General features: G+C 66.5%; 31 protein-coding genes. 10 read left to right on the top strand and 21 right to left on the bottom strand.

Going from position 1 to position 25,379, the window contains the following annotated elements; genetic code table 11:
* Positions 1–5: 5 nt before the first annotated feature.
* From M5C96_RS23675 to apaG, 4 genes are all read right to left on the bottom strand, one after another.
* Entirely contained in the window at positions 6–1,130 is a 1,125-nt protein-coding gene (locus M5C96_RS23675; RefSeq protein ID WP_272549522.1) for a YbdK family carboxylate-amine ligase, read from the bottom strand.
* The gene (locus tag M5C96_RS23670; RefSeq protein WP_272565687.1) at positions 1,120–2,379 is read right to left on the bottom strand and encodes a cation:proton antiporter; all 1,260 of its coding nucleotides are present in this window, start codon (positions 2,377–2,379) and stop codon (positions 1,120–1,122) included. The genes M5C96_RS23675 and M5C96_RS23670 overlap by 11 nt, the downstream gene beginning before the upstream one ends.
* Positions 2,380–2,569: 190 nt before the next feature.
* Positions 2,570–4,549: a site-specific recombinase gene (locus M5C96_RS23665; RefSeq protein WP_272565685.1), complete on the bottom strand. Its 1,980-nt coding sequence runs from the start codon at positions 4,547–4,549 to the stop codon at positions 2,570–2,572.
* The gene (gene apaG / locus M5C96_RS23660) at positions 4,546–4,953 is read right to left on the bottom strand and encodes a Co2+/Mg2+ efflux protein ApaG (protein ID WP_272565684.1); all 408 of its coding nucleotides are present in this window, start codon (positions 4,951–4,953) and stop codon (positions 4,546–4,548) included. The genes M5C96_RS23665 and apaG overlap by 4 nt, the downstream gene beginning before the upstream one ends.
* A 69-nt stretch (positions 4,954–5,022) precedes the next feature.
* On the opposite strand from apaG, the gene rpe reads away from it, so the two are divergent.
* Complete coding sequence (gene rpe, locus M5C96_RS23655; protein ID WP_272565683.1) at positions 5,023–5,703, top strand: ribulose-phosphate 3-epimerase; 681 nt, start codon at positions 5,023–5,025, stop codon at positions 5,701–5,703.
* A 38-nt stretch (positions 5,704–5,741) separates the two neighbouring features.
* Here rpe and M5C96_RS23650 read toward each other — a convergent pair whose 3' ends face one another.
* From M5C96_RS23650 to M5C96_RS23635, 4 genes are all read right to left on the bottom strand, one after another.
* On the bottom strand, positions 5,742–6,152 hold the full coding sequence (locus M5C96_RS23650; protein WP_272565682.1) for a hypothetical protein: 411 nt from the start codon (positions 6,150–6,152) through the stop codon (positions 5,742–5,744).
* Positions 6,153–6,309: 157 nt separating this feature from the next.
* Positions 6,310–6,642, bottom strand: a complete 333-nt coding sequence (locus M5C96_RS23645) for a DHCW motif cupin fold protein (protein WP_272565681.1) — start codon at positions 6,640–6,642, stop codon at positions 6,310–6,312.
* Positions 6,643–6,684: 42 nt separating this feature from the next.
* Positions 6,685–7,728 (bottom strand): NAD(P)H-dependent flavin oxidoreductase, encoded by a 1,044-nt coding sequence (locus M5C96_RS23640; protein WP_272565680.1) that lies wholly within the window; start codon positions 7,726–7,728, stop codon positions 6,685–6,687.
* 66 nt (positions 7,729–7,794) lie between these two features.
* Positions 7,795–7,950, bottom strand: a complete 156-nt coding sequence (locus M5C96_RS23635) for a hypothetical protein (RefSeq protein ID WP_272565679.1) — start codon at positions 7,948–7,950, stop codon at positions 7,795–7,797.
* Positions 7,951–8,046: 96 nt separating this feature from the next.
* Between M5C96_RS23635 and M5C96_RS23630 the strand changes: the two genes are divergently transcribed.
* Positions 8,047–9,141: an IS630 family transposase gene (locus M5C96_RS23630; RefSeq protein ID WP_272563777.1), complete on the top strand. Its 1,095-nt coding sequence runs from the start codon at positions 8,047–8,049 to the stop codon at positions 9,139–9,141.
* Here M5C96_RS23630 and M5C96_RS23625 read toward each other — a convergent pair.
* The gene (locus M5C96_RS23625) at positions 9,109–9,288 is read right to left on the bottom strand and encodes a hypothetical protein (RefSeq protein ID WP_272565678.1); all 180 of its coding nucleotides are present in this window, start codon (positions 9,286–9,288) and stop codon (positions 9,109–9,111) included. The genes M5C96_RS23630 and M5C96_RS23625 overlap by 33 nt on opposite strands.
* Before the next feature lie 158 nt (positions 9,289–9,446).
* On the opposite strand from M5C96_RS23625, the gene ku reads away from it, so the two are divergent.
* The 5 genes from ku to gph all read left to right on the top strand — a co-directional run bounded on the left by ku (position 9,447) and on the right by gph (position 12,576).
* Entirely contained in the window at positions 9,447–10,364 is a 918-nt protein-coding gene (ku, locus tag M5C96_RS23620) for a non-homologous end joining protein Ku (protein ID WP_272565677.1), read from the top strand.
* Between the two features lie 33 nt (positions 10,365–10,397).
* Positions 10,398–10,703 carry an endonuclease/exonuclease/phosphatase family protein gene (locus tag M5C96_RS26865; RefSeq protein ID WP_336297872.1) on the top strand — a complete coding sequence of 102 codons (306 nt, stop codon included), beginning with the start codon at positions 10,398–10,400 and terminating at the stop codon, positions 10,701–10,703.
* Positions 10,704–10,708: 5 nt separating this feature from the next.
* On the top strand, positions 10,709–11,209 hold the full coding sequence (locus M5C96_RS26860) for an exodeoxyribonuclease III (RefSeq protein ID WP_336297906.1): 501 nt from the start codon (positions 10,709–10,711) through the stop codon (positions 11,207–11,209).
* Between the two features lie 88 nt (positions 11,210–11,297).
* Positions 11,298–11,774, top strand: coding sequence for an RDD family protein (locus M5C96_RS23610; RefSeq protein ID WP_272565675.1), 477 nt, complete (start codon positions 11,298–11,300; stop codon positions 11,772–11,774).
* 79 nt (positions 11,775–11,853) lie between these two features.
* Positions 11,854–12,576: a phosphoglycolate phosphatase gene (gph, locus tag M5C96_RS23605; protein ID WP_272565673.1), complete on the top strand. Its 723-nt coding sequence runs from the start codon at positions 11,854–11,856 to the stop codon at positions 12,574–12,576.
* Positions 12,577–12,604: 28 nt separating this feature from the next.
* On the opposite strand, the gene M5C96_RS23600 is transcribed toward gph, so the two are convergent.
* The 6 genes from M5C96_RS23600 to M5C96_RS23575 all read right to left on the bottom strand — a co-directional run bounded on the left by M5C96_RS23600 (position 12,605) and on the right by M5C96_RS23575 (position 16,604).
* Positions 12,605–13,246, bottom strand: a complete 642-nt coding sequence (locus M5C96_RS23600) for a DUF1109 domain-containing protein (RefSeq protein ID WP_272565672.1) — start codon at positions 13,244–13,246, stop codon at positions 12,605–12,607.
* Entirely contained in the window at positions 13,243–13,851 is a 609-nt protein-coding gene (locus M5C96_RS23595; RefSeq protein WP_272569831.1) for a sigma-70 family RNA polymerase sigma factor, read from the bottom strand. The genes M5C96_RS23600 and M5C96_RS23595 overlap by 4 nt, the downstream gene beginning before the upstream one ends.
* A 119-nt stretch (positions 13,852–13,970) precedes the next feature.
* On the bottom strand, positions 13,971–14,240 hold the full coding sequence (locus M5C96_RS23590) for a pentapeptide MXKDX repeat protein (RefSeq protein ID WP_272565669.1): 270 nt from the start codon (positions 14,238–14,240) through the stop codon (positions 13,971–13,973).
* Between the two features lie 92 nt (positions 14,241–14,332).
* Positions 14,333–15,124: a molybdopterin-dependent oxidoreductase gene (locus M5C96_RS23585; protein ID WP_272565667.1), complete on the bottom strand. Its 792-nt coding sequence runs from the start codon at positions 15,122–15,124 to the stop codon at positions 14,333–14,335.
* Positions 15,121–15,741 (bottom strand): cytochrome b/b6 domain-containing protein, encoded by a 621-nt coding sequence (locus M5C96_RS23580; protein WP_272565664.1) that lies wholly within the window; start codon positions 15,739–15,741, stop codon positions 15,121–15,123. The genes M5C96_RS23585 and M5C96_RS23580 overlap by 4 nt, the downstream gene beginning before the upstream one ends.
* A gap of 266 nt (positions 15,742–16,007) precedes the next feature.
* Positions 16,008–16,604, bottom strand: a complete 597-nt coding sequence (locus tag M5C96_RS23575; RefSeq protein ID WP_272565663.1) for a chalcone isomerase family protein — start codon at positions 16,602–16,604, stop codon at positions 16,008–16,010.
* Positions 16,605–16,945: 341 nt separating this feature from the next.
* On the opposite strand from M5C96_RS23575, the gene trpE reads away from it, so the two are divergent.
* Together trpE and M5C96_RS23565 are read left to right on the top strand one after the other, a co-directional pair.
* Positions 16,946–18,445: an anthranilate synthase component I gene (gene trpE / locus M5C96_RS23570; RefSeq protein ID WP_272565661.1), complete on the top strand. Its 1,500-nt coding sequence runs from the start codon at positions 16,946–16,948 to the stop codon at positions 18,443–18,445.
* On the top strand, positions 18,445–18,780 hold the full coding sequence (locus tag M5C96_RS23565; RefSeq protein WP_272565659.1) for a chorismate mutase: 336 nt from the start codon (positions 18,445–18,447) through the stop codon (positions 18,778–18,780). The genes trpE and M5C96_RS23565 overlap by 1 nt, the downstream gene beginning before the upstream one ends.
* Positions 18,781–18,823: 43 nt before the next feature.
* On the opposite strand, the gene M5C96_RS23560 is transcribed toward M5C96_RS23565, so the two are convergent.
* Positions 18,824–20,251: a helix-turn-helix domain-containing protein gene (locus tag M5C96_RS23560; protein ID WP_272565658.1), complete on the bottom strand. Its 1,428-nt coding sequence runs from the start codon at positions 20,249–20,251 to the stop codon at positions 18,824–18,826.
* 632 nt (positions 20,252–20,883) lie between these two features.
* Here M5C96_RS23560 and M5C96_RS23555 point away from each other — a divergent pair.
* A complete protein-coding gene (locus M5C96_RS23555) occupies positions 20,884–21,597 on the top strand; it encodes a winged helix-turn-helix domain-containing protein (RefSeq protein WP_272565656.1) in 714 nt (237 codons plus the stop codon).
* Between the two features lie 314 nt (positions 21,598–21,911).
* Here the strand turns inward: M5C96_RS23555 and M5C96_RS23550 are convergent, their stop codons facing one another.
* From M5C96_RS23550 to sctQ, 5 genes are read right to left on the bottom strand one after another with little or no spacing between them, the layout of a single operon-like run.
* On the bottom strand, positions 21,912–22,367 hold the full coding sequence (locus M5C96_RS23550) for a CesT family type III secretion system chaperone (protein WP_272549503.1): 456 nt from the start codon (positions 22,365–22,367) through the stop codon (positions 21,912–21,914).
* The gene (locus M5C96_RS23545) at positions 22,364–23,386 is read right to left on the bottom strand and encodes a hypothetical protein (protein ID WP_272565654.1); all 1,023 of its coding nucleotides are present in this window, start codon (positions 23,384–23,386) and stop codon (positions 22,364–22,366) included. The genes M5C96_RS23550 and M5C96_RS23545 overlap by 4 nt, the downstream gene beginning before the upstream one ends.
* A complete protein-coding gene (sctS, locus tag M5C96_RS23540) occupies positions 23,383–23,646 on the bottom strand; it encodes a type III secretion system export apparatus subunit SctS (protein ID WP_272565653.1) in 264 nt (87 codons plus the stop codon). The genes M5C96_RS23545 and sctS overlap by 4 nt, the downstream gene beginning before the upstream one ends.
* Positions 23,647–23,662: 16 nt before the next feature.
* Positions 23,663–24,334 (bottom strand): type III secretion system export apparatus subunit SctR, encoded by a 672-nt coding sequence (sctR, locus tag M5C96_RS23535; RefSeq protein ID WP_272565652.1) that lies wholly within the window; start codon positions 24,332–24,334, stop codon positions 23,663–23,665.
* Positions 24,331–25,377 (bottom strand): type III secretion system cytoplasmic ring protein SctQ, encoded by a 1,047-nt coding sequence (gene sctQ, locus M5C96_RS23530; protein ID WP_272565651.1) that lies wholly within the window; start codon positions 25,375–25,377, stop codon positions 24,331–24,333. Before sctQ ends, sctR begins: the two co-directional genes overlap by 4 nt.
* Positions 25,378–25,379 lie beyond the last annotated feature (2 nt).

The following is a 25,379-nucleotide window of genomic DNA, read 5'->3' as shown; positions in this document are numbered from 1 at the left end:
GCCCGTCAGGACACCGCGCCCCGAAAGCGCTGCGCCGCCTGCCGGCTCACCTCGCCCAGCAACTGCTCGTTGCGCTGGCGCTCGCGCAGCCAGCGCGCGTCGTTCTGGCCGGCGTCGGCCTCGCTGCGCAGCATGTGCAGCGCGCTCGACGCCCCGGTGACGCCCGCGTGGCGCGCGATATGGTCGATCGTCTGCAGGATGTGGTCACGCAGCGGCATGTGGTTGCCCGTGGCCGGGTCCACATAGACCGCGTCCATGCCGAAGCGGCAGGCCTGGAAGCGGTTGTAGGTGTAGACGAGGTAGTCGTCCTCGGTCGGCATGAAGGGCTGCTCGGCGAGGAACCACGCACCCAGCGACTGCACGAAGCCGGCGAGCGCGGCGGCGCGCTCCACGGTGAGCGGCGTGTCGAACACGCGGATCTCGATGGTGCCGAACTCGGGCTTGGGGCGGATGTCCCAGTAGAAGTCCTTCATGCTCTTGACCACGCCCGTGCGCGTCATCTTGTCGAAGTAGTGCTCGAAGTCGGTCCAGGTGAGCGCCATGGGCGCGCGGCCGGACAGCGGGAACGCGAACACCGAGTTGAGCCGGGCGGAATCGAACGCCGTGTCCTGCCCCTGCACGTAGGGGCTGGAGGCCGACAGCGCGATGAAGTGCGGGATGTAGCGCGACATGCGGTGCAGCATCAGCAGCGCCGCGTCGGCGTCCGGGCAGCCGATGTGCACGTGCTGCCCGAAGATCGTGAACTGCTTGGACAGGTAGCCGTACAGCTCCGACAGCTCGCGAAAGCGCGGCTTGTCGTAGATGCGCCGCTCGTGCCATTGCTGGAACGGGTGCGTGCCGCCGCCCGCCACGGCGATGTTGAGCTTGTCCGCGCTCTTGACCAGCGCATCGCGGATCTGCGTGAGCTGGCCCAGCACCTCGCTGCTGCTGTGGCACACGCCGGTGGAGATCTCGATCATGCTGTTGGTCATCTCGGGCACGACGCTGCCGGGCAGCGGCGTCTTGTGCATGAGGCGCAGCATGTCCTCGGCATAGGGCGCGAGGTCGTAGTCGTGCGTGTTGACGAGCTGCAGCTCCAGCTCGACGCCCAGCGTCAGGGGCTCGGAATGGTGGAAGGCTTCAAGACTCACGGCTGTTGTCTCCGTTGGCGGCGCGCGAGAGCGGCGCCCAGGGTTTCGAACTCTCGCCCGCGCGGTAGATGGCGACGGTGGCGATCACGGCCCCCAGCACTTCCATGACCAGGATGGCCGGCAGCGCCACGCGGGCGATCAGCTGGCCGGTGGAGGCCGAGGCCACCACGAACTGCGATGCGATCAGCAGCGCGATGGACGACATCGGCGTCATCGCGCAGCCCACCCACAGGGCCTGGCGCCAGCTGGCGCCGCTGCCCACGTTGCCCACCGCCACGCCCAGGGCCTTGGCCGCCAGGCGCACCACGATCAGGGCCAGCACCACGCCGGCCACCGGCCCGCTCCAGTCGGCCTGCGCCGCCACGGTGGAGACCAGCACGAACATCAGCATGGTCAGCAAAGACGAGGCCGTGCCCATCTGGCGCGGCCAGGCCCAGGGGCGCGGATTGAGCTGCTTGAGCAGCATGCCGGCCAGGAGCGCGGCCAGCGGCGCGGAGCCGCCCATGTGCGCCGCGACGGCCGTGCCGGCGGCGATCAGGGTGAGCAGCAGGAACGAGGTGTTCTCGCTCGTGGGGCTCATGAAGCGCAGCGCCATGCGCAGCACCAGGGCCAGCACGGCGCCGACGATGATCGAGACGCCCAGCACCACCATAACGGGGTAGATGGTGTCCATGATGCGCGCGGCGGGGCGGTTGATCAGCTCTGCCGTGGCGCTGCCCAGCGTCAGGGCGTACAGCGTGGAGAGCGTGGCCAGCACCATGGCGCGGTCGGTCACCGGGCCCGCGGCGCGCGTGTCGGCCACCACGCGGCTGAGCACTGCGGGCGAGGCGGCCAGGGCCACCAGGGCGAGCGGGCCGGCGGCGCGCTGGGGCACGTCCAGCCACATCAGCACGTAGTACACGGCGAAGTAGGTGAGGGCCGATTCGGCGATGCTCTGCACCAGCACCATCGGGTTGTGGCGGAACCAGCGCAGCGGAATACGCCCGCCCGCCTCGAACAGCACCAGTGCGATGCCCAGCTCCAGCAGGAACAGGCTGATGCCCTGCAGCGGCCACACGGCGCCGGTGAAGCCCAGCAGGCCGGCGATGGTGCCGACCAGGGTGTAGCCGACCACCTTGGGCAGGCCGATATGGCGTTGGAAAAGGTAGCCCGATACCGCGGCCACTGCGAGCAGCAGCGACCATTGCACGGTGGGCAACCCGGCCGAAGGGCGCAACCATTGCGCCCAGAAGCTCAGGATTTCATCCATTCTTTGTATGTCCTCTTCGCGCAGGCGCCAGGCCTGTAGGGTTGGGTCGGCCTTCGCGAAGCCCCCTCGGCGCGCAGCGGCCCGACCCCGGGGTCGCCCGAATTTACCCGCTGGGGTGGCCCCACCCTGTAGGACGGAGGCCTCCATTCCGGGGTGTATCGGAGCGGCGGAAAGGTCCTTTTAACCGAGCTCAGGCCGCGCGCCGGGCGGGCATGAAAAACTCCAGCGGCGCGCGCCGCAGGCGCGAGCGCAGGGCCGCATAGACGCGGGCCCGCTCCACCCCCGTCACGCTGTGCGCGCGCAGGGCGAGCCGGAAGGCCAGGTAGAAGCTCACCGACACGTTCAGCGCGCCCAGCAGCGGGATCGTGGCCACGGCCCACCAGAACTGCGGCATGTGCAGCACCGGCAGGCCCAGCGCCGTGCTGGCCGCGCCCAGTTGGCCCGACGACAGCGTGACGTGGCGCACGTCCAGCCCCAGCCCGAAGAACGAGGCGATGGGCGGCACCAGCCCCAGCATGAAGCCCAGCGAGATGTTGGCGGCGAAGCCGGACAGGTTCTCGCGCAGGAAGTGCGCCCAGCGCGCGGCGCGCGCCGTGCCCAGCAGCCGGGTGATGCGCGGGTTGTACTGCACGGCCGAATCCAGGCGGTGCAGCACGAACCAGTTCTCCGCCCAGCCTGCGATGATGCTGGAGGCGAACAGCAGCACGCCGGTGAAGGCCGCGAACAGCAGCGAGGGCCCCAGCAGGTGCAGCGACTCCAGCACGTGGTGGGCCTGGGCCGTGCTGATGGCCGTCTGCCCGGTCCCCTTGGCGATCAGCAGCGTGATGCCGATCACGGTCGGGAACACCACGAGCACGTTGCCCAGCACCGCGGCCACCTGCGACCGCACCAGGTGCGTGACCTCGTCCACGAAGGACACCACGGCCTCATCGGAGTGCAGGTCCTTGAGCTTGGCCGCCATGGCCGGCGCGGTCATCGCGGGCTGCTTGGTGGCCACCGTGAAGTGCAGCAGCAGGATCAGCACGAAGCTCACCGAATAGTTCACGCCCGCCCAGAAGCCGCCCCAGAAGGCCGACAGCGCCAGTGCCGCCAGGCCGAACTTCATGAGGGTGGTGAAGGCCATCACCAGGCCGCCGCCCGCGGCCTTGCGGACCATGGCGCGGTATTCGGCGCCGGTGCGCGTGATGTAGTGCTCGCCCGTCTCGGCGCTGCGCTCGGCCACCTTGGCCGCCAGCAGCGACGAGTTGGACGCCAGCAGCGCGCGCAGGCTGCGCCGTTCGCGGCCCACGGTGACCAGCCGCGCCATCAGGCGGGCGGCGGTGGGGGCGGGTGTGGGCGAGAGCAGGCAGTCCAGCAGCTCGCGCACGCGCAGGATGCGCTCACGCAGCTGCCGCAGCCGGAACACCAGGCCCACCGAAATGCCGTTGTCTTCGAAATGCGAATACACGGTGGCCGCGGCGGCACGGCAGGCATCGAGCCGCTCGCGCAGGCGCTGCACGGATTCGTCGAGCCGGTCGGTGGTGCGCAGCTGGTGCAGGACCTCCACGCGCACGCTCTCCACGTCGCGGATCAGGGCGTGGAACGGCTGCGCGTCGCGCGCGGCCTCGCTCATGCGCAGGCGCAACTCGGGTGCGAAGCCGGTGGACAGGATCTGCCCCGCGCAATAGGTGATGGCGTCCAGCAGGGCGCGCTGCCAGCGTGTGGCGCCCGGCGCCTCGGCCGGGGACATGGCCGACAGCAGCCGCGCGAGCAGGGCCTCGTCCAGGGCCGCGAGCCACAGCGCATCGAAATCGTAGGGCAGCGCCAGCATGAACAGCTCGGACGCGTCGATGGTCTCCGGGCTGCCCGGCAGCAGCTTGTAGCGCAGGCGCTCCGCCACCTCGCTGGCGAGGGCCGTGCGCGGCGCGAAGCCGAAATCGGCCAGCAAGGTGGTGATGTCCACCGTGCCGACGAGCGCGCTCCACCAGTCCTGCAGGCGCTGGCGCGCGGCATCGTCCTTTTCGATGGCTTCTACGAACAACTGCATGCGGCCGACCGCGGCCTCGACCGAGCGGCGGTTGCCCCGCACCCAGTCCAGCAGTGAGATCAGCCAAAGGTGGCGCTGCGCCAGCGGCGCGCCCGCATCCAACTGGGCCAGCAGGTGGCCCAGGTCGTTGGCGTGGCGTTTCAATGCAGCACTCTGCCGTTCAGGGGGGCGCCCGAGGCGTCGCCGGACACGGCTTCCAGCACGAAGAGCGCAATGGGGCATTCGAACGGCTCGCCGTCCTCGGCCACGCAGAAATAGCGGCCGTGCATGCTGCCGCTGGCCGTGCGAAGGCGGCAGCCGCTCGTGTACTGGAAGGATTCCCCGGGCTTGAGCAGCGGCTGCTGCCCGACGACACCCAGGCCCTTGACCTCTTCGGTGTGGCCGCGCGCGTCGCTGATGACCCAGTGGCGGGAGATCAACTGGGCGGGGATGTCGCCCGTGTTCGTGATGGTGATGGTGTAGGCGAAGCCATAAAAGCCCTCGTCGGGCGTGGATTGCTCGGGCAGGTACTGGGATTGCACCTCGGCCTGGAACTGGTACTTCGGCATGGGCGCAATGGTACCCGGGCCGGCGGCCGTGCCTTCCGGAGCGCCGCGGGCTGCTGCGACAATCGGGGGATGAGCCGCACCTACCGCATTGCCCCCTCGATTCTGTCCGCCGATTTCGCCCGCCTGGGCGACGAAGTGAAGAACGTCATCGCCGCCGGCGCCGACTGGATCCACTTCGATGTGATGGACAACCACTACGTGCCCAACCTGACGTTCGGGCCCATGATCTGCCAGGCGCTGAAGCCCCACGCCAGGACCCCGGACGGCCAGCCCGTGCCGATCGACGTGCACCTGATGGTCCAGCCCGTGGATGCGCTGGCCGCCGCTTTCGCCGATGCCGGCGCCGACTACATCAGCTTTCACCCCGACGCCTCGGCCCACGTGCATCGCAGCGTGCAGGCCATCCGCGCCAAGGGCGCCAAGCCCGGCCTGGTGTTCAACCCCGCCGAACCGCTCGACGTGCTCGACTGGGTGATCGACGACATCGACCTCATCCTCATCATGAGCGTGAACCCGGGCTTCGGCGGCCAGAGCTTCATCGACTCGGCCCTGCGCAAGATCGAGGCCGTGCGCCGGCGCATCGACGCCTGCGGCAAGGACATCCGCCTGGAAGTGGACGGCGGCATCAAGACCGACAACATCCGCCGCGTGGCGGATGCGGGCGCGGACACTTTCGTGGCGGGCAGCGCGATCTTCGGCAAGCCCGACTACGCCGGCGTGATCGGCGCCATGCGCACGCAGCTGGCCTGACGCGGCCCGGCCGCGGGCTGGGGCTGCATCCACGGCGATCAGCGCGCTGGTGGCGTGGCGGGGGCCGGCACGATGGTGGTCGTGGTGCTCTCGCGCAGCACGCCGCCCGCGGCGGGCGAGCCGGAAACGGCACTCGGGCCCTTCACGCGGTCCAGGCAGGCGGAACGTTCTTCGGGCGTCTTGAAGACGGCGCAACGGTCCACTGCATTGCTCTGCTCGGCCTGGGCGCCCGGATTGGTCAACTGGCCGGTGCGCGACGATTCGAGGGCCGCACCCGCTTCCTGCAGGCACACGGCCTCGGACTGCTGCGTGTTGCCGCTCAGGCAGGCCTGACGGTCGCGCTCGTAGCGGGCCCGGGCGGATTCGTCCGGCGCGGCGTGCGCGGTGGCGGCGGCTGCGGCCAGCAGGGCGGTGGTGGCGAGAGCGGAAAAGCGGCGAAGAGAAGACATCGGCATGGTGATCCTTTGGTATGCGAACCGCCCCTGGCAGCGGGCGAAGGCCCGGCCGGGGCAAGGTTTGCAGACTAGGCGTACACCGAGGGAGCGTCTGTCGGACGGTGCGCAGCCGCCGTGCGGGCCGTTCGCCCGCCACAGGGCGGTCCAGGCGTCAATCCACGATGAAGAGCTGCGCGCCCGTGGCCGTCGACGACCGGTGGGCCGCATCGCCGAAGTCGGACACCTGATAGCTCATGCCGGCCGTGAGCGTGACACGGCGGCCATCCTTCAATTCGGTTTCCAGCGTGCCTTCCAGCACGAACAGGATGTGGCCCCGGTCGCACCAGTGGTCGGCCAGGTAGCCGGCGGAATAGTCGACCCGGCGAATGCGAATGTCGCCCACGGTCTGGGTGCGCCACAGGGCCGTTCCGGTCTCGCCAGGGTGCTCGGTGGGTGCGATGAGCGACCAGTCCGTCGTCGTGAAGGGCAGTGCAGGAATTTTCATGTCAAAGCGGTGGGGCCGGTGAATCTGGAAACGGACGGCCGCTCAGCGCAGGCCCTTCGCCAGCGCGCGCGTCAGGTCGGCGGCGGACGCCTCCCGGCAACCGCTCGCGTTCTGTCCGGACCACAGTGGTGAAAAGTCGCTGCGCCCCAAGGCTTCCGCCTTGGCGCGCAGCGGGGCCAGCGCGGCCGTCGCGAGAGGGAACTCCGGGGCCGCGGGGTTCAGTGGCCCCAGTTCGTGCATGACGCGGTTCATGATGCCGCGGGCAGGGCGGCCGGTGAACAGGTGGGTGAGGGCGGTATGGCGCGCGGCGTCGCTTTGCAATGCGGCGCGGTGCACTGCGCTGGTGGTGGCCTCGGTGGCCAGCATGTAGGCGGTGCCGACCTGCACGCCCGAGGCCCCCAGCGCCATGGCCGCGGCCACGCCCTGGGCGTCCGCGATGCCCCCGGCCGCGATGACCGGGCACTGCACGGCACCGACGATCTGGGGCAGCAGCGCGAAGGTGCCGGATTGCTTCGTCAGGTCGTGCGACAGGAAGTGCCCGCGGTGCCCGCCGGCCTCCAGGCCCTGCGCGATGACCGCGTCCACGCCCCGCGCCTGCAGCCAGAGCGCTTCTTCCACCGTGGTGGCCGACGCGAGGACTTTGGAGCCCCAGCTTTTCACCTGCGCCAGGAGGTCGTCCGGCGGCAGCCCGAAATGGAAGCTGACCACCGGCGGCCGGAACTCCGCCAGCAGGCCGGCCACCTCGGCGTTGAACGGATGGCGTCCCGCACCGGCGGGGATGTCCTCCGAACGAAGGCCGAATTCGGCGTAATAGGGCGCCAGCGCCGCACGCCATGCCGCCTCCCGCTGCGGATCGGGCTGGGGCGGCGTGTGGCAGAAGAAGTTGACGTTGTAGGGCCGGCGGGTGGCCGCGCGGATGGCCGTGACTTCCTGGCGGATCAGGTCGGGCGTGAGCCCGGCGCAGGGCAAGGAGCCCAGGCCCCCGGCTTCGCTCACGGCGATCACCATCGCGCTTCCCGACACCGCCACCATGGGCGCCTGGATGAGGGGAAATTCGGTGCCGAGGAGGTGTTGGAGCGTGGTCATCGGTGGGGCCTGTAGGGACGTGGTGGGCATTCTGCACCACCTCCTCCAGCCGCCACGCGCGGCGGTTCAGCGGGCGGGGCCGAATCCGAACAGCGAGGGTTTGGAGGGGGCCTGGGGATCGGCTGGCGGGCGCTCCGTCTGGGGCGCATCGTCCGATGGTGCCACCGCTTTCACGGCCCGCTTCACATCGAGGCGAGGGCCGATGTCCAAGTCTTCGATCATGGCTTGCAACACCCGAAGCCCATCGGCTAGTGTCCTGTCCCGTTAATTCGCAGGCACGATAGCTGCATGGTTTCGGGCCATCCTTGAGGTGCCGCCATGCCCAATGCAACGACCCGAACAGAAATTGCGCTTAGTGAAGTGGAGCGCGCGGAACTGACGTCCATGGCGCGATCACGTTCGCTGCCAGCGGCGTTGTCGCTCAGGGCGCGCATCGTGCTGACTTGCGAAGGCACAGATAAAGCCAGCACCGCGGTTGCGCAGGCTCTGGGGATCAGTCGTAGCACTGTCACCAAGTGGCGCGGGCGCTATGCGCGCCATCGCATTGCAGGGCTTTACGACGAGTTGCGCCCGGGTCGCCCCCGCACGGTAGATGACGAGCGTGTTGCTGAGTTGATTACCAAGACGTTGCACACCAAGCCTGCTGATGGGGGTACCCACTGGAGCACCCGCACGCTGGCCGCCGATACGGGCATCAGCAAGAGCACGGTGGCGCGCTATCTGCAGACCTTCAACCTCAAGCCGCACCGGGCCGACAGCTTCAAGCTGTCGACCGATCCGCTGTTCATCGAGAAGCTGCGCGACGTTGTGGGGCTGTACCTGAACCCACCTGACAACGCGCTGGTGCTGTGCGTGGACGAGAAGAGCCAATGCCAAGCTTTGGAGCGTACGCAGCCGATGCTGCCAATGGGGTTTGGCTATGTCGAAGGTGTCACGCACGACTACGTGCGCCACGGCACCACCACCTTGTTCGCGGCCCTGAACGTGATGAATGGCCAAGTGATCGCGCAGTGCCGGCCCCGGCATCGTCATCAAGAGTTCCTTGCCTTCCTGCGCGCCATCGACAAGGCAGTGCCCGACGAACTGGATGTGCACTGCATAGCTGATAACTACGCCAGCCACAAGCATCCAAAGGTGCGCGCTTGGTTGGCCGAGCGGCCTCGCTGGCACATGCACTTCGTTCCGACCTATTCAAGCTGGCTCAATCAGGTCGAGCGCTTCTTCTCGATCATCACCACGCGGGCAATCCGCCGTGGCTCGTTCACCAGCGTGAAGGATCTGATCAACAAGATCGACACATTCATCGCGAATTACAACCAGTCCTGCCAGCCGTTTACTTGGACAGCTACAGCAGACTCCATCCTCGAAAAACTCGCCAGACTATGCGGGCGAATTAACGGGACAGGACACTAGGGCCTGGTGGTAGGTGCCTGCGGCCGATTCGGACCGTTCCATCTCCGCCCAGGCACCGCCGCCTTCGCGCTCCATCAGCACCCAGCGGAAGTCCCCGGGGGCAGGCTCTTGCACATGGATGGCGATGGGGCGGAGGGCGGACGGCATCGCTCCAGCATAGGGGATCGCGGGGGATGGACCAAGGCCGTGCCGCTCCCCGATTGGCAGGCAATGCCTACCGATGCGGCAAGCGGCCGCCTACAAGGGTGGCAGACCGGTCGACGCAGACTGGAACGCACGGGGTTTCCCCTTCGGAGAAAAGTCACATGGCAACTGGCAGTCGCACGCTCTGGAAGGGCGCCATCACCTTCGGCCTGGTCCATATCCCTGTCGGGCTGCACACGGCGGCGACGGAGCAGGGCGTGGATTTCGACTGGCTGGACAAGCGGTCCATGGACCCGGTGGGCTACAAGCGCATCAACAAGAAGACCGGCAAGGAAATCGACAAGGACAACATCGTCAAAGGCGTGCAGTACGAAGACGGCAAGTACGTCATCATCAGCCCGGAAGAGATCGAAGCGGTGTTCCCCAAGACCACGCAGACCATCGAGATCGAGCGCTTCATCGATGCGAACGACATGCCGTTCATCTTCCTGGAGCGGCCGTACTACGTGGCACCCGTCAACAAGAGCGACAAGGTCTATGCGCTGCTGCGCGAAACCCTCATCGCGACGGGCAAGGTCGGCCTCGCGAAGGTCGTCATCTCGACGAAGCAGCATCTGGCCGCGCTGGTGCCTTCGGGGCCGGCGCTGGTGCTGAACCTGCTGCGATGGGGCGACGAGGTCAAGACGCTCGACTCGCTCGAACTGCCGGCCGCCGGCAGAAAGAGTGTGAGCGCCGCGGAACTCAAGATGGCCAAGCAGCTGGTCGAGGAGATGTCCGGAAAATGGGACCCCGCCGACTTCAAGGACGAGTTCCGCATCCAGGTCATGAAACTCGTGGACAAGAAGGCGAAGGCGGGCGAAGGCCACACCGTCATGGACCCGGAGGAAGAAGCACCGCAGACCGGCGAAGTGATCGACCTCACGGCCCTGCTCAAGCGCAGCCTCAAGGGTGGCTCCGCGCCTGCGCGCAAGGGCGCGGGCAAAACCGCCGGCAAGGCTTCGGCCAAGGCGCCTGCCAGGAAGGCCGGTGCCAAAAGCGCCGCCGCCAGGAAGAGCGCACCGGAAAGAAAAGCGGCGTGAGCGATTCGACGGCGTGTCCAGGCCGGTGACGCCATGCGCGTCGCCACGTGGAACATCAACAGCGTGAACAAGCGGATCGACCGGCTGGTCGATTGGCTGCAGCGCACGCGGCCCGATGTGGTCGCGCTGCAGGAGCTCAAATGTCCCACGGCGCAGTTCCCGGATGAGGTGCTGCGCGCGGTGGGCTACCGCGGCGTGGCCGTCGGCCAGCGCACCTGGAATGGCGTGGCGCTGCTCGGTCGCGGGCACGATCCCTTGCCCGTGTTGACGGCGTTGCCGGGCGACCCGGCCGACAAGGAGGCCCGCTACCTCGACGCGGCGATCAACGGCGTGCTCTAGCCTGCCTGTACCTGCCCAACGGCAACCCGCAGCCCGGCCCCCGATTCGACGCCAAGCTGCGTTGGTTCAAGCGGCTGAACCGCCGCGCCCAGGCGCTCTGGGCGTCTGGCCATCCCGTGGTGCTGATGGGCGACTGGAACGTCGTGCCGACGGATGCGGACATCTACCGGCCCGACACGTGGAAGGACAACGCCCTGTTGCAGCCGGCGCCCCGGCAAGCCTATGCCGACCTGTTGGCCCAGGGGTGGACGGATGCCATCGCCACGGTGCACCCGAAGGACGTGCCGTTCACCTTCTGGGACTACCGGCGCCGGCGCTGGGAGCGCGATGCGGGACTGCGCATCGATCACATCCTGGTGAGCCGCATGCTCCACGTGGCGGACGCCGGTGTGGACCGGGACGAGCGCGGAAAGGACAACGCGAGCGACCATGCCCCCGTCTGGGCGGAACTGACGGTGGCGAAGGCGCCGGTGCGGCGCCGGGCGGCCGGGCCGGCCGGCGTTTGAAACGCCCCACGTCCGGCGATCGCTGCCAGAATCCAGGGTGCCTCGACCCCTGAGGCCGCAAACACCTGCTTCAGAAGGAAACGATGCCATGAACGACCCCAGCGGCTTTCCCGATCTCGAATATGTCGGCTTCTGGGCGCGCGTGGGCGCGACGCTGATCGACACCCTGCTGCTGATCGTCGTGACGGTGCCGCTGCTGGTGGCGTTCTATGGCTGGGCGTATTTCGAATCCGAGCGCCTGGTCTTGGGGCCTGCGGATTTCGTCATCTCCTGGGTGCTGCCGGCCGTGGCGGTGGTGCTGTTCTGGCTGAGCCGGCAGGCCACGCCGGGCAAGATGGCCATCGGCGCCCGCGTGGTGGATGCCGCCACCGGCAAGCCGATGACCCCCGGGCAGTCGGTGGGCCGCTACGTGGCGTATTTCGCCTCCGCGATTCCGCTGGGCCTGGGCCTGCTGTGGGTGGCGTTCGATGGCCGCAAGCAGGGCTGGCACGATAAGCTGGCGGGCACGGTGGTCGTGCGGCCCAAGCGGCGTGGGACGCAGGCGGTGAGTTTTCCACAGGGTTGAAGACGTCCTCCCCGCACCAGGACCGCCACGGCGCCACCCCGCCTTCATTCACTGCACGCCTGTTTTCATGGCCATGACGATGCAACCTGCCCCCTTTTCAGACTGGATTCCGCTGTCCCCCGCACAAGCCGATGCCGCGATCGTGGACCTGGACGGCACCATGGTGGACACGCTCGGCGATTTTTCCGAGGCGATCAACCGCATGCTGCACGAGCTGGGGCTGCCCGGCATCGCGGCGCCCGACATCGAACGCATGGTGGGAAAGGGCTCGCAGCACCTGATTCATTCGGTGCTCAATCACGTTCTGGCGCATGATTCACTAGGGCATATTGCTATCAAAACAGAAGCAATCTATCCCCAGGCCTGGGAAAGCTACCAGCGCCATTACGCCGCCGTCAACGGCCAGTTCGCCGCGCTGTACCCTGGCGTGGTCACCGGACTGCAGGCGCTGCGGCGGCAAGGCGTGCGCCTGGCCTGCCTGACCAACAAGCCTACGGCGTTCGCCGTTTCGCTGCTGGAGGCCAAGGGGCTGGACGGCTTCTTCGAGAAGGTGTTCGGCGGCGATGCCTTCGAGCGCATGAAGCCCGACCCGATGCCCTTGCTCAGGACCTGCGAGGCGCTGGGCACTGTGCCCGCGCGCACGCTGATGGTCGGCGACTCCAGCAACGATGCCTGGGCGGCCCGCGCCGCCGGCTGCCCCGTGGTGCTGGTGACCTACGGCTACAACCACGGGCAACCCGTGCGCGAGGTGGATGCCGACGGCTATGTCGATTCGCTGGAGGCGCTGCTGCCCGGCCCCTGACGCGGCGCAGCAGCGGGGCGATGGCCCGCTACCAGCGCAGCAGCCGAGGCCCCAGCACGGCACCAGCGGCCACCGGCAGCGACATGCCCAGAACGTACCAGATGGCAATGAACGGTGCGGCCAGCTCCGGGCAGTGCAGCGCATAGACCGTGGCGCCAACCGCGCCGCCCAGGGCGCCGGCCCCTGCGCCGGCCCATGCGGGGTGGACGGGCGCCATGCCCCGCAACACCCAGATCGCGGCCAGGAACACCGGCAGCGACAGCATGGCAATATTTTCCGCGCACACACGCCAGGTGCGGCTGAGCACCAGTTCCGGCAGTTGTGCCGCGGGGGCCTGCCACACCGCCATCAGCCCCAGGGCCCATACCAGGCCGATCGGGGCGGCCCAGCCCAGCCATGCGAGGCGGGTGACAGAGCCCGGTTTTCCGAGCCGGGCGACCAGGAGCAACGCGGCCAGGGCCATGAGCAGCGGAGCGCCGAACTTCACCCAGAACATGGGCAGGGTGGCGTATTGGCCGAGCGCTGGATTGAGCCCGAGCCCATGCCGCATCAGCAAGCCCGAAACCGGCACGGCCAGGAGAAGGCCGAGCGCGAGGCGCTTCGCTGCGGCATGGCGAGGGACCGGCACCGTGTCGGCGGCCAATAGATGGATCAGATCTTCGGTTTTCATGGGGAGGCCTTTGGCTTCGCCGTGGGTGGGGACGAAGACGCGATGCGGCTCGCCAGCGCCTTCAGGCCCCGGTGGATGCCGATTTTCACGGCGGATTCCGTCATGCCGGTTTCCAGGGCCACGTCGGAGACCGAGCGGCCATGCAGCTTGACCTGCTCGATGGGCAGGCGCTGGCGGTCGGGCAGTGTGGCGAGCAGTCGCCCGAGATCGCGCCGGGCCTCGGCGGCCGTGTCCTCGGCGTGATCGAAGAGGCCGGTTTCATCGTCGTCCAGGGGGTCGTGCAGCGCTTCGCGCGCCTGGCGCGCGCGCAGCAGATCGATGGTCTTGTAACGCGCGATGGCGTGCACCCAGGCCGTCAGCGGCTGGGTGCGCTGGTAGGTGTGGCGCTGGTTGTGCAGGGCCAGCAGGGTGTCTTGCACAAGGTCCTCCACGTCGTCGGGCCAACCGGACAGCCGCCGGCGGTAGAACGACCGCAGGCGGGTCGCCATCTGCTGCAGGAATTGCCGGTACGCCGCCGCATCGCCCTCCAGCCCGGCGAGCATCAGGCTTCGCAGGCGCTGTTCGGTCTGGAGGTGCGCAATATCTCGAGGCGGTCGGGGTGCCATGGCCGCATCAGGGTACACGGCATTGGCATCGGCACCACTCGCGCGCATCGCGCGATGGCTTCGAACGCCGCCTGCGCTGACGGCATGCATGGACCCACTGCCTGCAGGCATGCCGTGGCTTATTTCTTCATCTCGTCCTTCTTCATCTCATCTTTCTTCATCGCGTCCTTTCCCATGGAATCCTTGGCCATAGGGTCGTGTTTCATGCCGTCTTTCTTCATCGCATCCTTCTTCATGCCGTCGTGTTTCATGGCGTCTTTCGGTGTGGCTTCCTTCGCCATCGAGTCCTTGGCCATGGGGTCCTTTTTCATCATGTCGTCCGCCGCCATGGCGGAGACGGAGGCCGCAGTCAGGCAGGCGGCGAGCAGTGCGGTCGTGAGCTTGTTCATGTCGAAAGTCCTTTGAGAGAGAGAAGAGAAAAATTGCGCCGCACCCGGGAATCGGGCACGGCCGCGCCGTCTGCGGCGCCGAGCCCGATCGCTCAGCTGCCGCCGAACCCGTTGTAGCCCTGGTCTTCCCAGTAGCCGCCTGGATAGGTATTGGTCACGGACATCGCCATGACATGTTTCGGGTTCTTGTAGCCCAGCTTGGTCGGTATGCGCAGCTTCAGCGGAAAGCCGTATTTCGGTGGCAATGGCTCGCCGTCGCAGGTCAGCGCGAGCAGCGTCTGCGGGTGCAGCGCGGTCGCCATGTCGATGCTGGTGTGATAGTCGTCGGCACATGCGAAGCCGATGTACTTCGCGCTCAGGTCGGCGCCGATGCGTCGCAGAAAATCGCCGAAAGGCACGCCGCCCCACTTTCCGATGGCGCTCCAGCCCTCCACGCAGATGTGGCGGGTCACCTGCTCCTGCTGCGCGAGGGCGCGCAGTGCCGCAAGGGTCCAGGGGCGTTTTTCGGCCACCAGGCCGGCCACTTCGAGGCGGTAGCCTTCCTCTTTCACGATCCGGACTTCGTCTTCGCCGTAGTACGCATTGAAGGGAAACGGCCGGACGATCATGGATTCGGGATAGGTGGGCGCCAACCGGCCGGGGTCGAACAGCCATCCCTGGGCCCGGTCGTTCCAGCGCGAGATGCGCTGGAGCATGGCTTGCACATCCTCGTTGTCGCTGATGCTGCAGCCGGCCAGCAGGGACAGTCCGCCCAGCGTCAGGCTGCCGCGCAGGAAATGGCGGCGCGCGGCGGGCGCCATGCGGCGCTCCAGGAGCTTGCGCGCGTCGGCCACGGCCCCGTCTGCATCGGCATTGGACAAGCTCCGGCGTCTGAAGAGGTTCATGCCGCACTCCCTTGGCGGCCGGCGCTCAGCATGGTGAGCAGCGTGCGCGGCACCAGGGCCACCATCGCACCGTGCAGGGCAATGAACCCGACCAGCAACCCCATGGCCACGAAATGGATGCGGCGCGAGAACTCGTAGCCCCCCAGCCATTCCCGCAAGACGGGGAACTGCACGGACTTGAACAGCACGAGCCCGGACAGCACCAGGACCAGAAGGTCCAGCATCACGAACAGATAGGCCAGCCGCTGCACGCTGTTGTATTGGCGCGCATCCGTGTGGGCGAGCTTTCCGCGCAGGGCGTCCATGGCATCGCGCAGCACGGCGCGCGGCCAGACCGGAAAGAAACTGCGGGCCAGCCGGCCGCTGGCGAGGTTCATCGCCAGATAGAACAGGCCGTCGGCCGCCAGCAGCCACATGGCGGCGAAATGCCACTGCAGTGCACCTCCGAGCCAGCCGCCGAGGGTCAGCGCGTTGGGCAGCGTGAAAGGGAAGAACGGCGCCGCGTTGTAGATGCGCCAGCCGCTGGCGATGAGGATCAGCACCGCCAGGGCGTTCAGCCAGTGGCTGATGCGTATCCACAAGGGGTGGATGGGCTGTGGTTTCGCGGATGCCGCCATGAATGCTCCTGAAAGAGGGCCCGGCGATCGGGCCTCGTTCAGTAGTTCGGGCGGAATGCGCCGCGGGTTACAGGCGGGTGAAAAAATTCCTGGAATTCAGGTGGCGTGCCGGCATCGCGGTTTTCTTGAAAGCGGCCAGAATCATGCTCTGGCGCAATATGTACTAGGGCATGTAGCTATAAAAATAATAGCATTGGTTTGCGGGGCAGGAAAAGCAGGGGCCGGACGCCCGTGCGCCGCCAGCCGGAGGACCGCGGACACCTGGGTCAGCCGCCCGCCTTGCCCAGCAGGGCGTCCTTGAGTTTCCAGTCCGCCGGCCGCTCGCCCAGCCAGATGCCCATCAGGGCATCGAAGAATTCGGGCTCGCGGAACGGCTCGCCCTGCGCCACGCCCTTGACGCTGATCACGGTGCCCGTGCCGGGCAGCCAGTCCACGGTGAAGGTGTCGCCGGCCGAGAGCTTCTTGTGCTGGGAAAAGATCTCGCTCATGCGCAGCACGCCGGGCACCAGGCGGGAGAACGAGGCCTTGTCCATGTTGTCTTCCATGCCGCGCGAAAACAGCTTGCCCAGTTCGGCCGATTCGATGTCGCGCAGCATGGTGATCGACAGCCGCTTCGGGCCGCGCAGGGCGGCCACTTCCTGCGGCGTGCCCGCCTTGCGCTCTAGGTACAGGCCCGCCGTGTACACCTTGAAAACGGCCTTGTAGCGAATGCCCGCGCCATTGAGCAGCAACGGGCTGCCTTGCAGTTGCAACGCGGTGCAGTACTTCACATCGGCGACGGTCACGACCTGGGCCGAGGCGGCCCCCATGGTCACGAGAAGGCCGGCGAGGGCGGCGACCAGCCACCGCTGCAGAAACATCATGGCAACTCCAAAAAAAGAACGATCGTTCGTTTCTGATTGTTGCCGCGTGTCCGGGCGCGCACAACAGGGTTTTCAGCAAGGATTGCGGCAGGGCCTCTGGTTCGCCGGCCGCGGCGGGCGGGCGCAGGCGCTTTGCTACACTTTCTCCCCATGTTCATTCACCACGTGTTCATCACAGGTTGCAGCGACCGGGGAGCCTGGCCCTGGCGCAAGCCAGCCGCATCGAACGCCTGATGGCACCTGGGGCAATCCCAGCTGCACCCGTGGCCCTGACGGGCCGAACGCAATGAACTGCGGCGCCCCACGTCCTTGTGCTGGCGCTGCCCGACTGGGAAATTCCCGTGATTACAGAACTTGAATTCAAAAGCCTGGCCAGCGAAGGCTACAACCGCATTCCGCTCATCGCGGAGGCCTTCGCCGACCTGGAGACGCCGCTGTCGCTGTACCTGAAGCTGGCCTACAGCAAGGACGGCGGCAAATACAGTTTCCTGCTCGAATCGGTCGTGGGGGGCGAGCGGTTCGGCCGCTACAGCTTCATTGGCCTGCCGGCGCGCACCTTGCTGAGGGCCAGCGGCTTCGGGGCCGACGCCAAGACCGAGGTGGTCACCGATGGGCAGGTGGTCGAGACCGCCGCCGGCAATCCGCTGGATTTCATCGAGGCGTACCAGAAGCGTTTCAAGGTGGCGCTGCGCCCCGGCCTGCCGCGGTTCTGCGGCGGCCTGGCGGGGTACTTCGGCTATGACGCGGTGCGTTACGTCGAAAAGAAGCTCGAAGCCAGTTGCCCGCCCGACACGATGGGCATGCCGGACATCCTGCTGCTGCAGTGCGAGGAACTGGCTGTCATCGACAACCTCTCGGGCAAGCTGTACCTTATCGTCTACGCGGACCCGGGCCAGCCCGAGGCGTATTCCAGGGGCAAGCAACGCCTGCGGGGCTTGAAGGACCAGCTCAAGTATTCGGTGGCCGCGCCGGTCGTCAAGCCGACGGAGAGCCATCCCCCCCAGCGCGACTTTGCCAAGGCCGATTACCTGGCGGCGGTGGACCGTGCCAAGGAGCTGATCGCCGCGGGCGACTTCATGCAGGTGCAGGTGGGCCAGCGCATCCAAAAGCGTTACACCGAGTCGCCGCTTTCCCTGTACCGCGCGCTGCGGTCGCTGAATCCCTCGCCCTACATGTTTTATTACCACATGGGCGACTTCCACATCGTCTCGGCGTCGCCGGAGATCCTGGTGCGGCAAGAGAGCACCCCGCAAGGCCAGAAGGTCACGATCCGGCCTTTGGCCGGAACGCGTCCGCGCGGCAACACGCCCGAGCATGACAAGGCCACGGAAATCGAACTGGTCAACGACCCCAAGGAGCGCGCGGAGCACGTGATGCTGATCGACCTTGCGCGCAACGACATCGGGCGCATCGCCAAGACGGGCACGGTGAAGGTGACGGAGGCGTTCGCCGTGGAGCGCTACAGCCACGTGATGCACATCGTGAGCAACGTCGAGGGCCTGCTCAATGACGGCATGACCAACATGGACGTGCTGAAGGCCACGTTTCCGGCAGGCACGCTCACCGGCGCGCCCAAGGTGCATGCGATGGAACTGATCGACCAGCTGGAGCCCGTCAAGCGTGGCTTGTATGGCGGGGCGTGCGGCTATCTCAGCTACGCCGGGGACATGGATGTGGCCATTGCCATCCGCACCGGCATCGTGAAGGACGGAACGCTCTATGTTCAGGCCGCGGCCGGCGTCGTGGCCGACTCGGTGCCCGAGCTGGAGTGGAAGGAAACGGAACACAAGGCCCGCGCCCTGCTGCGCGCTGCCGAACTGGTTGAGGAAGGACTCGAATGATGACCCGGTCGATCGACAAGGTAGAGCGCTGCAGCAGCATGGCGCAGGTGCGCGCGCGCATCGACGCGCTGGACGACATCCTGGTGCCGTTGCTGGTGGAGCGCGGAGGCTACATGACCCAGGCCGCATTGAACAAGCAGCGCGAGTCCCAGGTGCGGGACGAAGGCCGCATCGAATTCATCGTGCACCGGGTGCGCGAGCGTGCGCTGGCCGAAGGCGGTGAGCCCGAGGTGATCGAGGCCATCTACCGCAGCATGATGGAGACCTACATCGCCTACGAGCATGAAGAGTTCGCGCGGCTGGTCGAGCAAGGCGCCAAGACCTCCGCGAAGTGACGGCAGGGCGGCGGGCGGCTGTCGCGTCCCGCCAGCCGTGATGTCAGTGCGCATTGGCGGGACGCCCGGCGGACAGTTTGAAGGCGTTGGCCAGCGTGGACCGGTTGCAGATGCCCCAGCGTGACGCGACGTCCAGCATGTGGGCCCGTCCACCGGTTTCGCTCATCTCGCGCAGTTCGTCTTCGATGCGCTTCACGCGCTCGGTCCGGATCAGTTCGGCAGGCGTCATGCCCAGGTGGTTGCGGAACGCCAGTTGCAACGCGCGTTCGGTGACTCCCAGGCGGCCTGCGATTTCACGCACCGAAAGGTTGGCGTCGTGCAGGTGCTCCACGATGTAGCGGTAGGCCGCGCGGTAGCGGGGCGGCAGGCGCAACCCGGTCGTGTCCTGGGCCTGGGAGGGCAGGGTGGACGCGGCGCTGTTCATGCGCGCCAGCACCGTGTTGTGCACCACCCGCATGGCCTGGGCCACGTGGCGCTTGTACTGGCGCAGTGACTCGCCCAGCCGGCCTTCTTCCATGTGTATCTTGGACAGGCAGTACTGGATGTCCGACGCGTAAGGGTGCCGATCGACCTCGCGTTCGACGCTGGCCAGCGGCTGGATCACATCGCGGGCACCCGTGGCCGCCTTGTCGGTCAGCAGCGCGAGGCAGGCTTCCACCCGCACTTGCGATTCCAGGCCCGCCAGTTCGTGTTCGCGCAGCCAGCGCACGAAGCTCGCCACCGCCTCTTGCCGGCTGGCAGGGTGGTGTCCCAGCAAGCCGCAGCGCAGGTAAGCCAGTCGGGCCCGCAGAAGCTCGGGCACGTGGGTGCTCGACTCGAGCGCCGCCAGTTCGGCCACCATCTCCGCCGTGGTGGGCAGATCGCGTGCCAGCGCCATGGCGGACTCCGAGAGTGCATGGTCGGTCAGTTCTTCATGGCGCAGCAGGTGCACCCGGGCCAGCACCTCCAGGCGGATCGCCCTGGCGAGCGGCTCCAGCATGGCTGCACCGGCAGATTGGCAGAGCGCTTCCGCCTGGCGTGCGGTGGCCAGGGCTTCTGCATGCTGGCCCAGGGCCTGCAGCGACAGCGCCTTGCCGCAATGGCCTTCCACACGCAACTCAAGCGGGGCCTCGTGGTCGCCGGCCACGATCGACCAGCAAGCCACGGCGCGGGCGGGCTTGTTCAGATGATGAAAGAGCCAGGCCTGGTCCAGTGCCGACTGCCAGCGCACGTTGCTGCGCGAAACCTGGTCATAGGCTTTGAGTTGCTGGTGAAACACTTCGCTGGCCGCCTCTTCCATGCCAACCAGCAGCAGGCTGCGTCCGAGCAGCGCGCCTTCCTGGGGCGTGCCCGTATCACGCCCATTGCGCTCCAGGCGCCGGCGGCCGATGCCCGCTGCATCCTTGACGCGCATGGCATGAATGAGATTGGAAAGCTCTGGCGCCTGGGCTTGGGCGCGCTGGCAGGTCAACGACAGAAGTGTGAGCAGCATGGGTCTTCGCGGTGTTGCCGCGCCTTTGATTGATGACCAGTCAATGCTAGGAAAGGGCGTCCGGGCAATGCTCAACTTCCTTACGTTCAATCCTCAACTTTTGCTAATTGCCACGTTTTATGGTGAGTGCCTTCGGATACCTTTGCACGCGTTGCCTGAAGCTATTGGCAGCACATCCGCTCCCCTGTTCATCCAATGTTCATCGGCAAGTCATCGGTTTTTCATGAAGGTCTGCTTCGTCGTTCATGCGAGGTGCTTAGAGTGAAATCAGGCCGTCGAGGACGGGATTTGCAGCGAGAGAGGGGAGCGCGGCGGATTCAGAACTGCCAGCAAAAAAACAGGGACTGCTGCGCCAGCCGATTGAGCGCACAAAGCCGGAGTTGGAGACTGATAAGGGACTGCTATGGCGTCGAATAGTTATTGCCTATAAGCAATTGACCTATCGAAAGGGCATACTGCAGAGAATATTTCGCTGATTCTGTTCCGCGGAAGGTTGGGAAAAAATTGCAAAATCTGTGACTATGTGTAGCAACCGGATGGCGATTTTTTGGCACCCACGCCCAGCTGAACAGGCCAGGGGGGCAGCGTGATGCGCCGCCATTTGTCGATATAAATTTGCGTCGAGGGTTTCCATGAACATTGCTCTTCTTTCGCGTCGATCGACGGTGAACCAGTTCCTGGTGGATCTGCTTTCCCGTGGCGGAATTCAAGCCATGCTGCACGTCAGCATTGCGGCCTTCCGCATGCAAGTGAGGCAGCAGGCTTTTGATGCCGTGATCCTTGAAGACTGCGGAGGCACCTTGGCGGAAGATTTGGGATTGATCAAAACCTGCGTCTCCGATCAGGTTCCCGTCGTGGTGGTGGGGGCCGAGTTGCACGCCGGCTTCGGCGTGGCCCTGGCCTGCGGGGCGGTGGACTACATCAGCCTTTCCCGCGTCGGGCATGACGAACTCAAGACCCGGCTGCGCGGCCACATGGAAGCCCAGGCGTTCCAGGCCGCCCACCCGATTGATGTCGACGGCTGCAGGCTCGACCCGGCCAGGCTTTGCCTCGTTCATGGGGACAAGACGGTGGGTCTCACGCACCGCGAATGCGAACTGGCCTGCCTGCTGTTTTCCAAGCCCAACCAGGTGGTGTCTTTGCCCACGATCATCGCCAAGGTGTGGGGGCGCTCGGTCGAGTCCAACAAACGCACCCTGGAGCAGCACATCTACAAGCTGCGCACCAAACTGCGGGAGGCCGGGTGCCAACTGCGCGTCCAGGCGGCTTATGGACGCGGCTACCGGCTGCTGTCCCATGAGGGGACGGAAGCGGTCGGCAACGAATACACCGCGCTTTACTGGTAACGGCAGCAGGAGCGTGCTCAATGTCTTTTTCGGGCCGTGCAAGTGACGTTTCGGGATGGGGTGCAAGGCGCAATGCGCCAGCCATCGCCTGGGACTTCGGCCAGCGCTGCCACGCTGCCGGCCGCCTGAGAAGGTACGGGTCCCGCGGGCTGGAGCGGAACCGGATGACGCAGCGCTCCGGCGACCTGCATGCGCACCCGCCCATGCGGTGCCACTGGGGCCCACCCCCTCCGATTGCGCGTCAGCATGGGCTCCAAAAAAGGCCTTGAACACGTTCTAGCCCGATCAGGGCATTGGCGGCGGGGGCCCGGGTTTCAAACCTTGAGCCAGATGTAGTCCCCCGCGCAAATGCCGTTGAAGGCTTCATCGGTGGAGCTCAGCACGTTGTCTTTCCAGTAGCGTCCGTGCTCGGTATAGTGGGTCAGCGTTTCGGCCAGCCAGGTCCCGGTGATTTCCGGTGTCATCGGCACCCGCACGATCAGGATGATGCCGCCCGTATCGGGGTTGATGCCCGCCTGGGCCTGATCCTGCGCATATACGGTGAGGTTGGCCTCCAGCAGGAGCCGGAAGATGGTCAGCGTGCGCCCTGCGGTGACGATGCCGAAATGGAAGTTGAGATACAGCGCGGCGGGGTCGTTCTCGTAGTGCGACAGCAGAACCTCGAACCCTTCGACCTCAATCCAGCCCTGTGCGAGCACCGCCTGCGGATCGGGCAAGTCGATGGCTTCGCACAGCTCGGTGACCAGTTGGTTGTATTGGTCGAGACTCATGGGCGAACGGGCCTTTTCAGGGACTGGCTGGCCTGCAATTGCCGCTCTGCAGCGATGCTCGCCTGGGACGGCGTGCGCGGGAGATCGGTGCTCAGCAACGCGAGCGGCAGCAAGGCCTTGAGGTCTTTCATGCGAACGGTGTCACTGGCTGCATCGGGAGCGGGACCTCCGCACAGCAACAACGCCATCTTGACCCGCTGCAGGGTTCCCAATGCACCCTGCTCTTCGTGGTTTTGCAGGTAAGCCGCCATCTCCGCCATGCCCCGCGTGGGGGTGGCGGCGAAGTGGGGCTTTCGGCTGTGCTCCCAAAGCCGCCGGGTAAGGACCTGGGCCCGGTCTTGCGCCGTGCCGGCGTAATGCCGCTGCAAAACCTGGTGGGCCGCCATGGCTCCCTCCGCAAGGCCCGATTTGGCCATTCGGCTTGCCTGAGGGTTGTCACGTGAACTTCCTTGATCGCCTTTGCCAGATCCCGACCCGGAACCGGAACCGGAACCCGAACCCGAACCCGAGCCGGAGCCGGAGCCGGAGCCGGAGCCAGAGTTGCCGCCTTCGGAGTTCTCTTGGGAGTCCCCCTTGTCACGGCTGCTGCTTCCTTGTCGCAGAAAGCTGTCCAGCGCCGTGGGCTCGTTCCCGGTGTCCCGCAGCGATTCCCGGTACCGCGCATAGCGCTCTCCGCGGTCGTCGTCGAGGGCCGCTTTCCACCGCTCGGCAGATCCCAGCCGTGCTTCGGCTTCTTCGGGATCGGTTTGCAGGATTTCGAGCGGAATGTCCTGCCCTGGCGCAAAAAGCGGGGCATCGGGCTGGCCGGGGAGTCGGGTCTGCTTGGGTGGCAAGGGCAGCGGCGGACGGGGAACCGTACGGAAAATGTAGTCGCCGAACCGGCCTTGCTGCATGAGCGAGGCGTTGCGCGCGGCCTGATCATGCTGCACTGCGAGCAGGTGGTTGTGTTCGCGCAGGCGCAACTGCTTGAGCCGCTGCAACTGCTGCAGCCCGCGAAAGAGCGGCGCGTTGGGGTTCATGGCGTGAACGTGGCGGCAAGCAGCCTCTGGGAGAACTGCAACACGGTGGTCCCGACCCACGGGGCGGAGACCGCAACGGTGACGGTCACGCAGATCAGCTTGATGCCTTGCGAAATGGCAGCATCCTGGAGCGAAGTCACGGCTTGCACGAGCGCCACCAGCAAACCGACGATGGCCGCCACGGCCACCGCGGGCAGCGAAAGAATGAGGCACAGCATCAGTGCCTCGGACGTCAGTTGAACGATGTTGTCGTGTGTCATGGCGTTGCGAGCTCCGTCATCGGTAGGTCAGCACGAGTCCGTGCATGACCTGGGACCACCCGTCGAGCACGACGAACAGCAGCAGCTTGAAAGGGATGGCGATGTTGGTGGGCGACACCTGAGACAGGCCCATGGCCAGCAGCACGTTGGCGATGACGAGCTCCACGATCACGAAGGCCAGATACAGCAGGAAACCGATGCGAAAGGCGGCCGTCAGCTCCGTCAGCAAGAAAGCGGGGGCCACTACGATCAGGTCGTCGACCAGCAGTGCCTTGGCGCGTTCCTGGGGCCATATCGCCTGTGCCGACTTCAGGAAAAACGCCTTTTCTGCCGGGTGCGCGTGCTTGACGAGGAACTGCCGGAACGGTTCCTTTGCTGCAGAAGCGGCCGCCAACAGCTGCTGGGTGTTCGACGTCTGCGATGACGGCGGCCCGTTCTGGATTTTGTCGGCCGCCTCCATGGCGACCGGCGCCATGACGTAGATTGAAATGATGATGGCGATGCCGTTGAGCACCATGTTGGGCGGCACCTGCTGGATGCCCAGCGCGTTGCGCAGCAAGCCCAGCACCACCACTACCTTGGTGTACGAGGTCACCACCATGGCCGCGAACGGCAGCACCGCCAGCGCCATCAGGGCGATGAACAGCGAGATGGGGTCCAGCCCCTGGACGGATGACAGCGGCGTCATGGCAAGTCTTGTGGTGGTGCTTCGGCCGCCTGGCTGAGCCCCATGCGCTCGATGCGCACCCCGAGCTGCTCGCCGATGACGATCAGGCGGCCGGTACCGACCACCTGGTCGTGGCACACGAGGCGCACCAGTGCCTCGCGCACGGGCATGTCCAGCGTGATGACCGAGCCCGGTCCGAAGGCCGCGAGATCGTCAAGCCGGACACGGGCGCTGTCTATCTCGAAGGCCACGGGGATGGACAGCTTTCCGATGGCCCCGATTTCCGCACCCGCTGGCAGGTCGTGCTCCGGAATGGGTTCGCTGCCGGGCTGAGGTGCCCCGTCGAGCGTGGCTTCGTGCGAGTCGATATCGAGTTGTGCGGTGGTTTCCATGGAGACGCCCATTCCAAAAGACAAGTGGCAATGCAAAGAGGCCGAAGCGCCGGCGGGCACGCCTGTGAGCAGCACGTCGCCCGCCCTGACCGAGCCCAGTTCGGAGGCTCCATACGTTTTGCGCGCGAGCCGGATGCGGCAGGCCACGCGCAGGCCGAGCAGGTGGCTTGCGTCGCTTCGGACCGAGGCAGCCAGCAGCGCCTGGATCTGTCCTGCCATCGCTTCGTCGATGGCCTGCAGCCCGATGCGGCGATTTCTTGCGGTGATCTCGAAAGGCGCAGCGCCGGAGTCCAGCTGCATCCCATGCAGCACCAGGCCTGCAAAGCGGGACTGGAACGGGGCGAGCGGCTGGGCCAGTAGCGACTGCGCAACGTCCCGCGCCAGCGCGGGGTCCGGCAGGCGCGCCGCCATCTCCAGCGCAGGCCAGTCGGTCCTGGGGACCGACAGCCGCATCGTGCCCTGCGCCGACCGAAATTCCATGCTGATGCGTTTGCCGGATCGACCGGGCGCCCGGCTGATCGACGCACCCGGTTGTCCCGAAAGGGCCCGGACCCAACGCACGAACCGCCGATCGAACATCACCCGCGCCAGACGGGCTTCGCCGTGGTCCATGGGCGGTAGATACCTTGCGAGGTCGCTTAAGGGGAAAGCCGGTGGCTTGACAGCGTTCAAGG

The organism is Acidovorax sp. GBBC 1281 (genome assembly GCF_028473645.1).
GTDB lineage: Bacteria > Pseudomonadota > Gammaproteobacteria > Burkholderiales > Burkholderiaceae_C > Paracidovorax.
The sequence above is the reverse complement of the archived record's forward strand: the minus strand, read 5'-3'. Positions and strand labels throughout refer to the sequence as shown.

Coding starts and splice junctions, on each gene's coding strand:
- M5C96_RS23555 (WP_272565656.1), top strand. CDS start 20,884: ATGAACATTGCTCTTCTTTCGCGTCGATCGACGGTGAACCAGTTCCTG.
- sctS (WP_272565653.1), bottom strand. CDS start 23,646: ATGACACACGACAACATCGTTCAACTGACGTCCGAGGCACTGATGCTG.
- M5C96_RS23550 (WP_272549503.1), bottom strand. CDS start 22,367: ATGAGTCTCGACCAATACAACCAACTGGTCACCGAGCTGTGCGAAGCC.
- M5C96_RS23630 (WP_272563777.1), top strand. CDS start 8,047: ATGCCCAATGCAACGACCCGAACAGAAATTGCGCTTAGTGAAGTGGAG.
- M5C96_RS23590 (WP_272565669.1), bottom strand. CDS start 14,240: ATGAACAAGCTCACGACCGCACTGCTCGCCGCCTGCCTGACTGCGGCC.
- M5C96_RS23670 (WP_272565687.1), bottom strand. CDS start 2,379: ATGGATGAAATCCTGAGCTTCTGGGCGCAATGGTTGCGCCCTTCGGCC.
- rpe (WP_272565683.1), top strand. CDS start 5,023: ATGAGCCGCACCTACCGCATTGCCCCCTCGATTCTGTCCGCCGATTTC.
- M5C96_RS23600 (WP_272565672.1), bottom strand. CDS start 13,246: ATGAAAACCGAAGATCTGATCCATCTATTGGCCGCCGACACGGTGCCG.
- M5C96_RS23565 (WP_272565659.1), top strand. CDS start 18,445: ATGACCCGGTCGATCGACAAGGTAGAGCGCTGCAGCAGCATGGCGCAG.
- M5C96_RS23650 (WP_272565682.1), bottom strand. CDS start 6,152: ATGTCTTCTCTTCGCCGCTTTTCCGCTCTCGCCACCACCGCCCTGCTG.
- M5C96_RS23625 (WP_272565678.1), bottom strand. CDS start 9,288: ATGCCGTCCGCCCTCCGCCCCATCGCCATCCATGTGCAAGAGCCTGCC.
- ku (WP_272565677.1), top strand. CDS start 9,447: ATGGCAACTGGCAGTCGCACGCTCTGGAAGGGCGCCATCACCTTCGGC.
- M5C96_RS23585 (WP_272565667.1), bottom strand. CDS start 15,124: ATGAACCTCTTCAGACGCCGGAGCTTGTCCAATGCCGATGCAGACGGG.
- gph (WP_272565673.1), top strand. CDS start 11,854: ATGCAACCTGCCCCCTTTTCAGACTGGATTCCGCTGTCCCCCGCACAA.
- M5C96_RS23640 (WP_272565680.1), bottom strand. CDS start 7,728: ATGACCACGCTCCAACACCTCCTCGGCACCGAATTTCCCCTCATCCAG.
- M5C96_RS23595 (WP_272569831.1), bottom strand. CDS start 13,851: ATGGCACCCCGACCGCCTCGAGATATTGCGCACCTCCAGACCGAACAG.
- M5C96_RS23610 (WP_272565675.1), top strand. CDS start 11,298: ATGAACGACCCCAGCGGCTTTCCCGATCTCGAATATGTCGGCTTCTGG.
- M5C96_RS23575 (WP_272565663.1), bottom strand. CDS start 16,604: ATGATGTTTCTGCAGCGGTGGCTGGTCGCCGCCCTCGCCGGCCTTCTC.
- M5C96_RS26865 (WP_336297872.1), top strand. CDS start 10,398: ATGCGCGTCGCCACGTGGAACATCAACAGCGTGAACAAGCGGATCGAC.
- M5C96_RS23580 (WP_272565664.1), bottom strand. CDS start 15,741: ATGGCGGCATCCGCGAAACCACAGCCCATCCACCCCTTGTGGATACGC.
- M5C96_RS23560 (WP_272565658.1), bottom strand. CDS start 20,251: ATGCTGCTCACACTTCTGTCGTTGACCTGCCAGCGCGCCCAAGCCCAG.
- sctR (WP_272565652.1), bottom strand. CDS start 24,334: ATGACGCCGCTGTCATCCGTCCAGGGGCTGGACCCCATCTCGCTGTTC.
- M5C96_RS23635 (WP_272565679.1), bottom strand. CDS start 7,950: ATGATCGAAGACTTGGACATCGGCCCTCGCCTCGATGTGAAGCGGGCC.
- M5C96_RS23645 (WP_272565681.1), bottom strand. CDS start 6,642: ATGAAAATTCCTGCACTGCCCTTCACGACGACGGACTGGTCGCTCATC.
- apaG (WP_272565684.1), bottom strand. CDS start 4,953: ATGCCGAAGTACCAGTTCCAGGCCGAGGTGCAATCCCAGTACCTGCCC.
- M5C96_RS23545 (WP_272565654.1), bottom strand. CDS start 23,386: ATGAACCCCAACGCGCCGCTCTTTCGCGGGCTGCAGCAGTTGCAGCGG.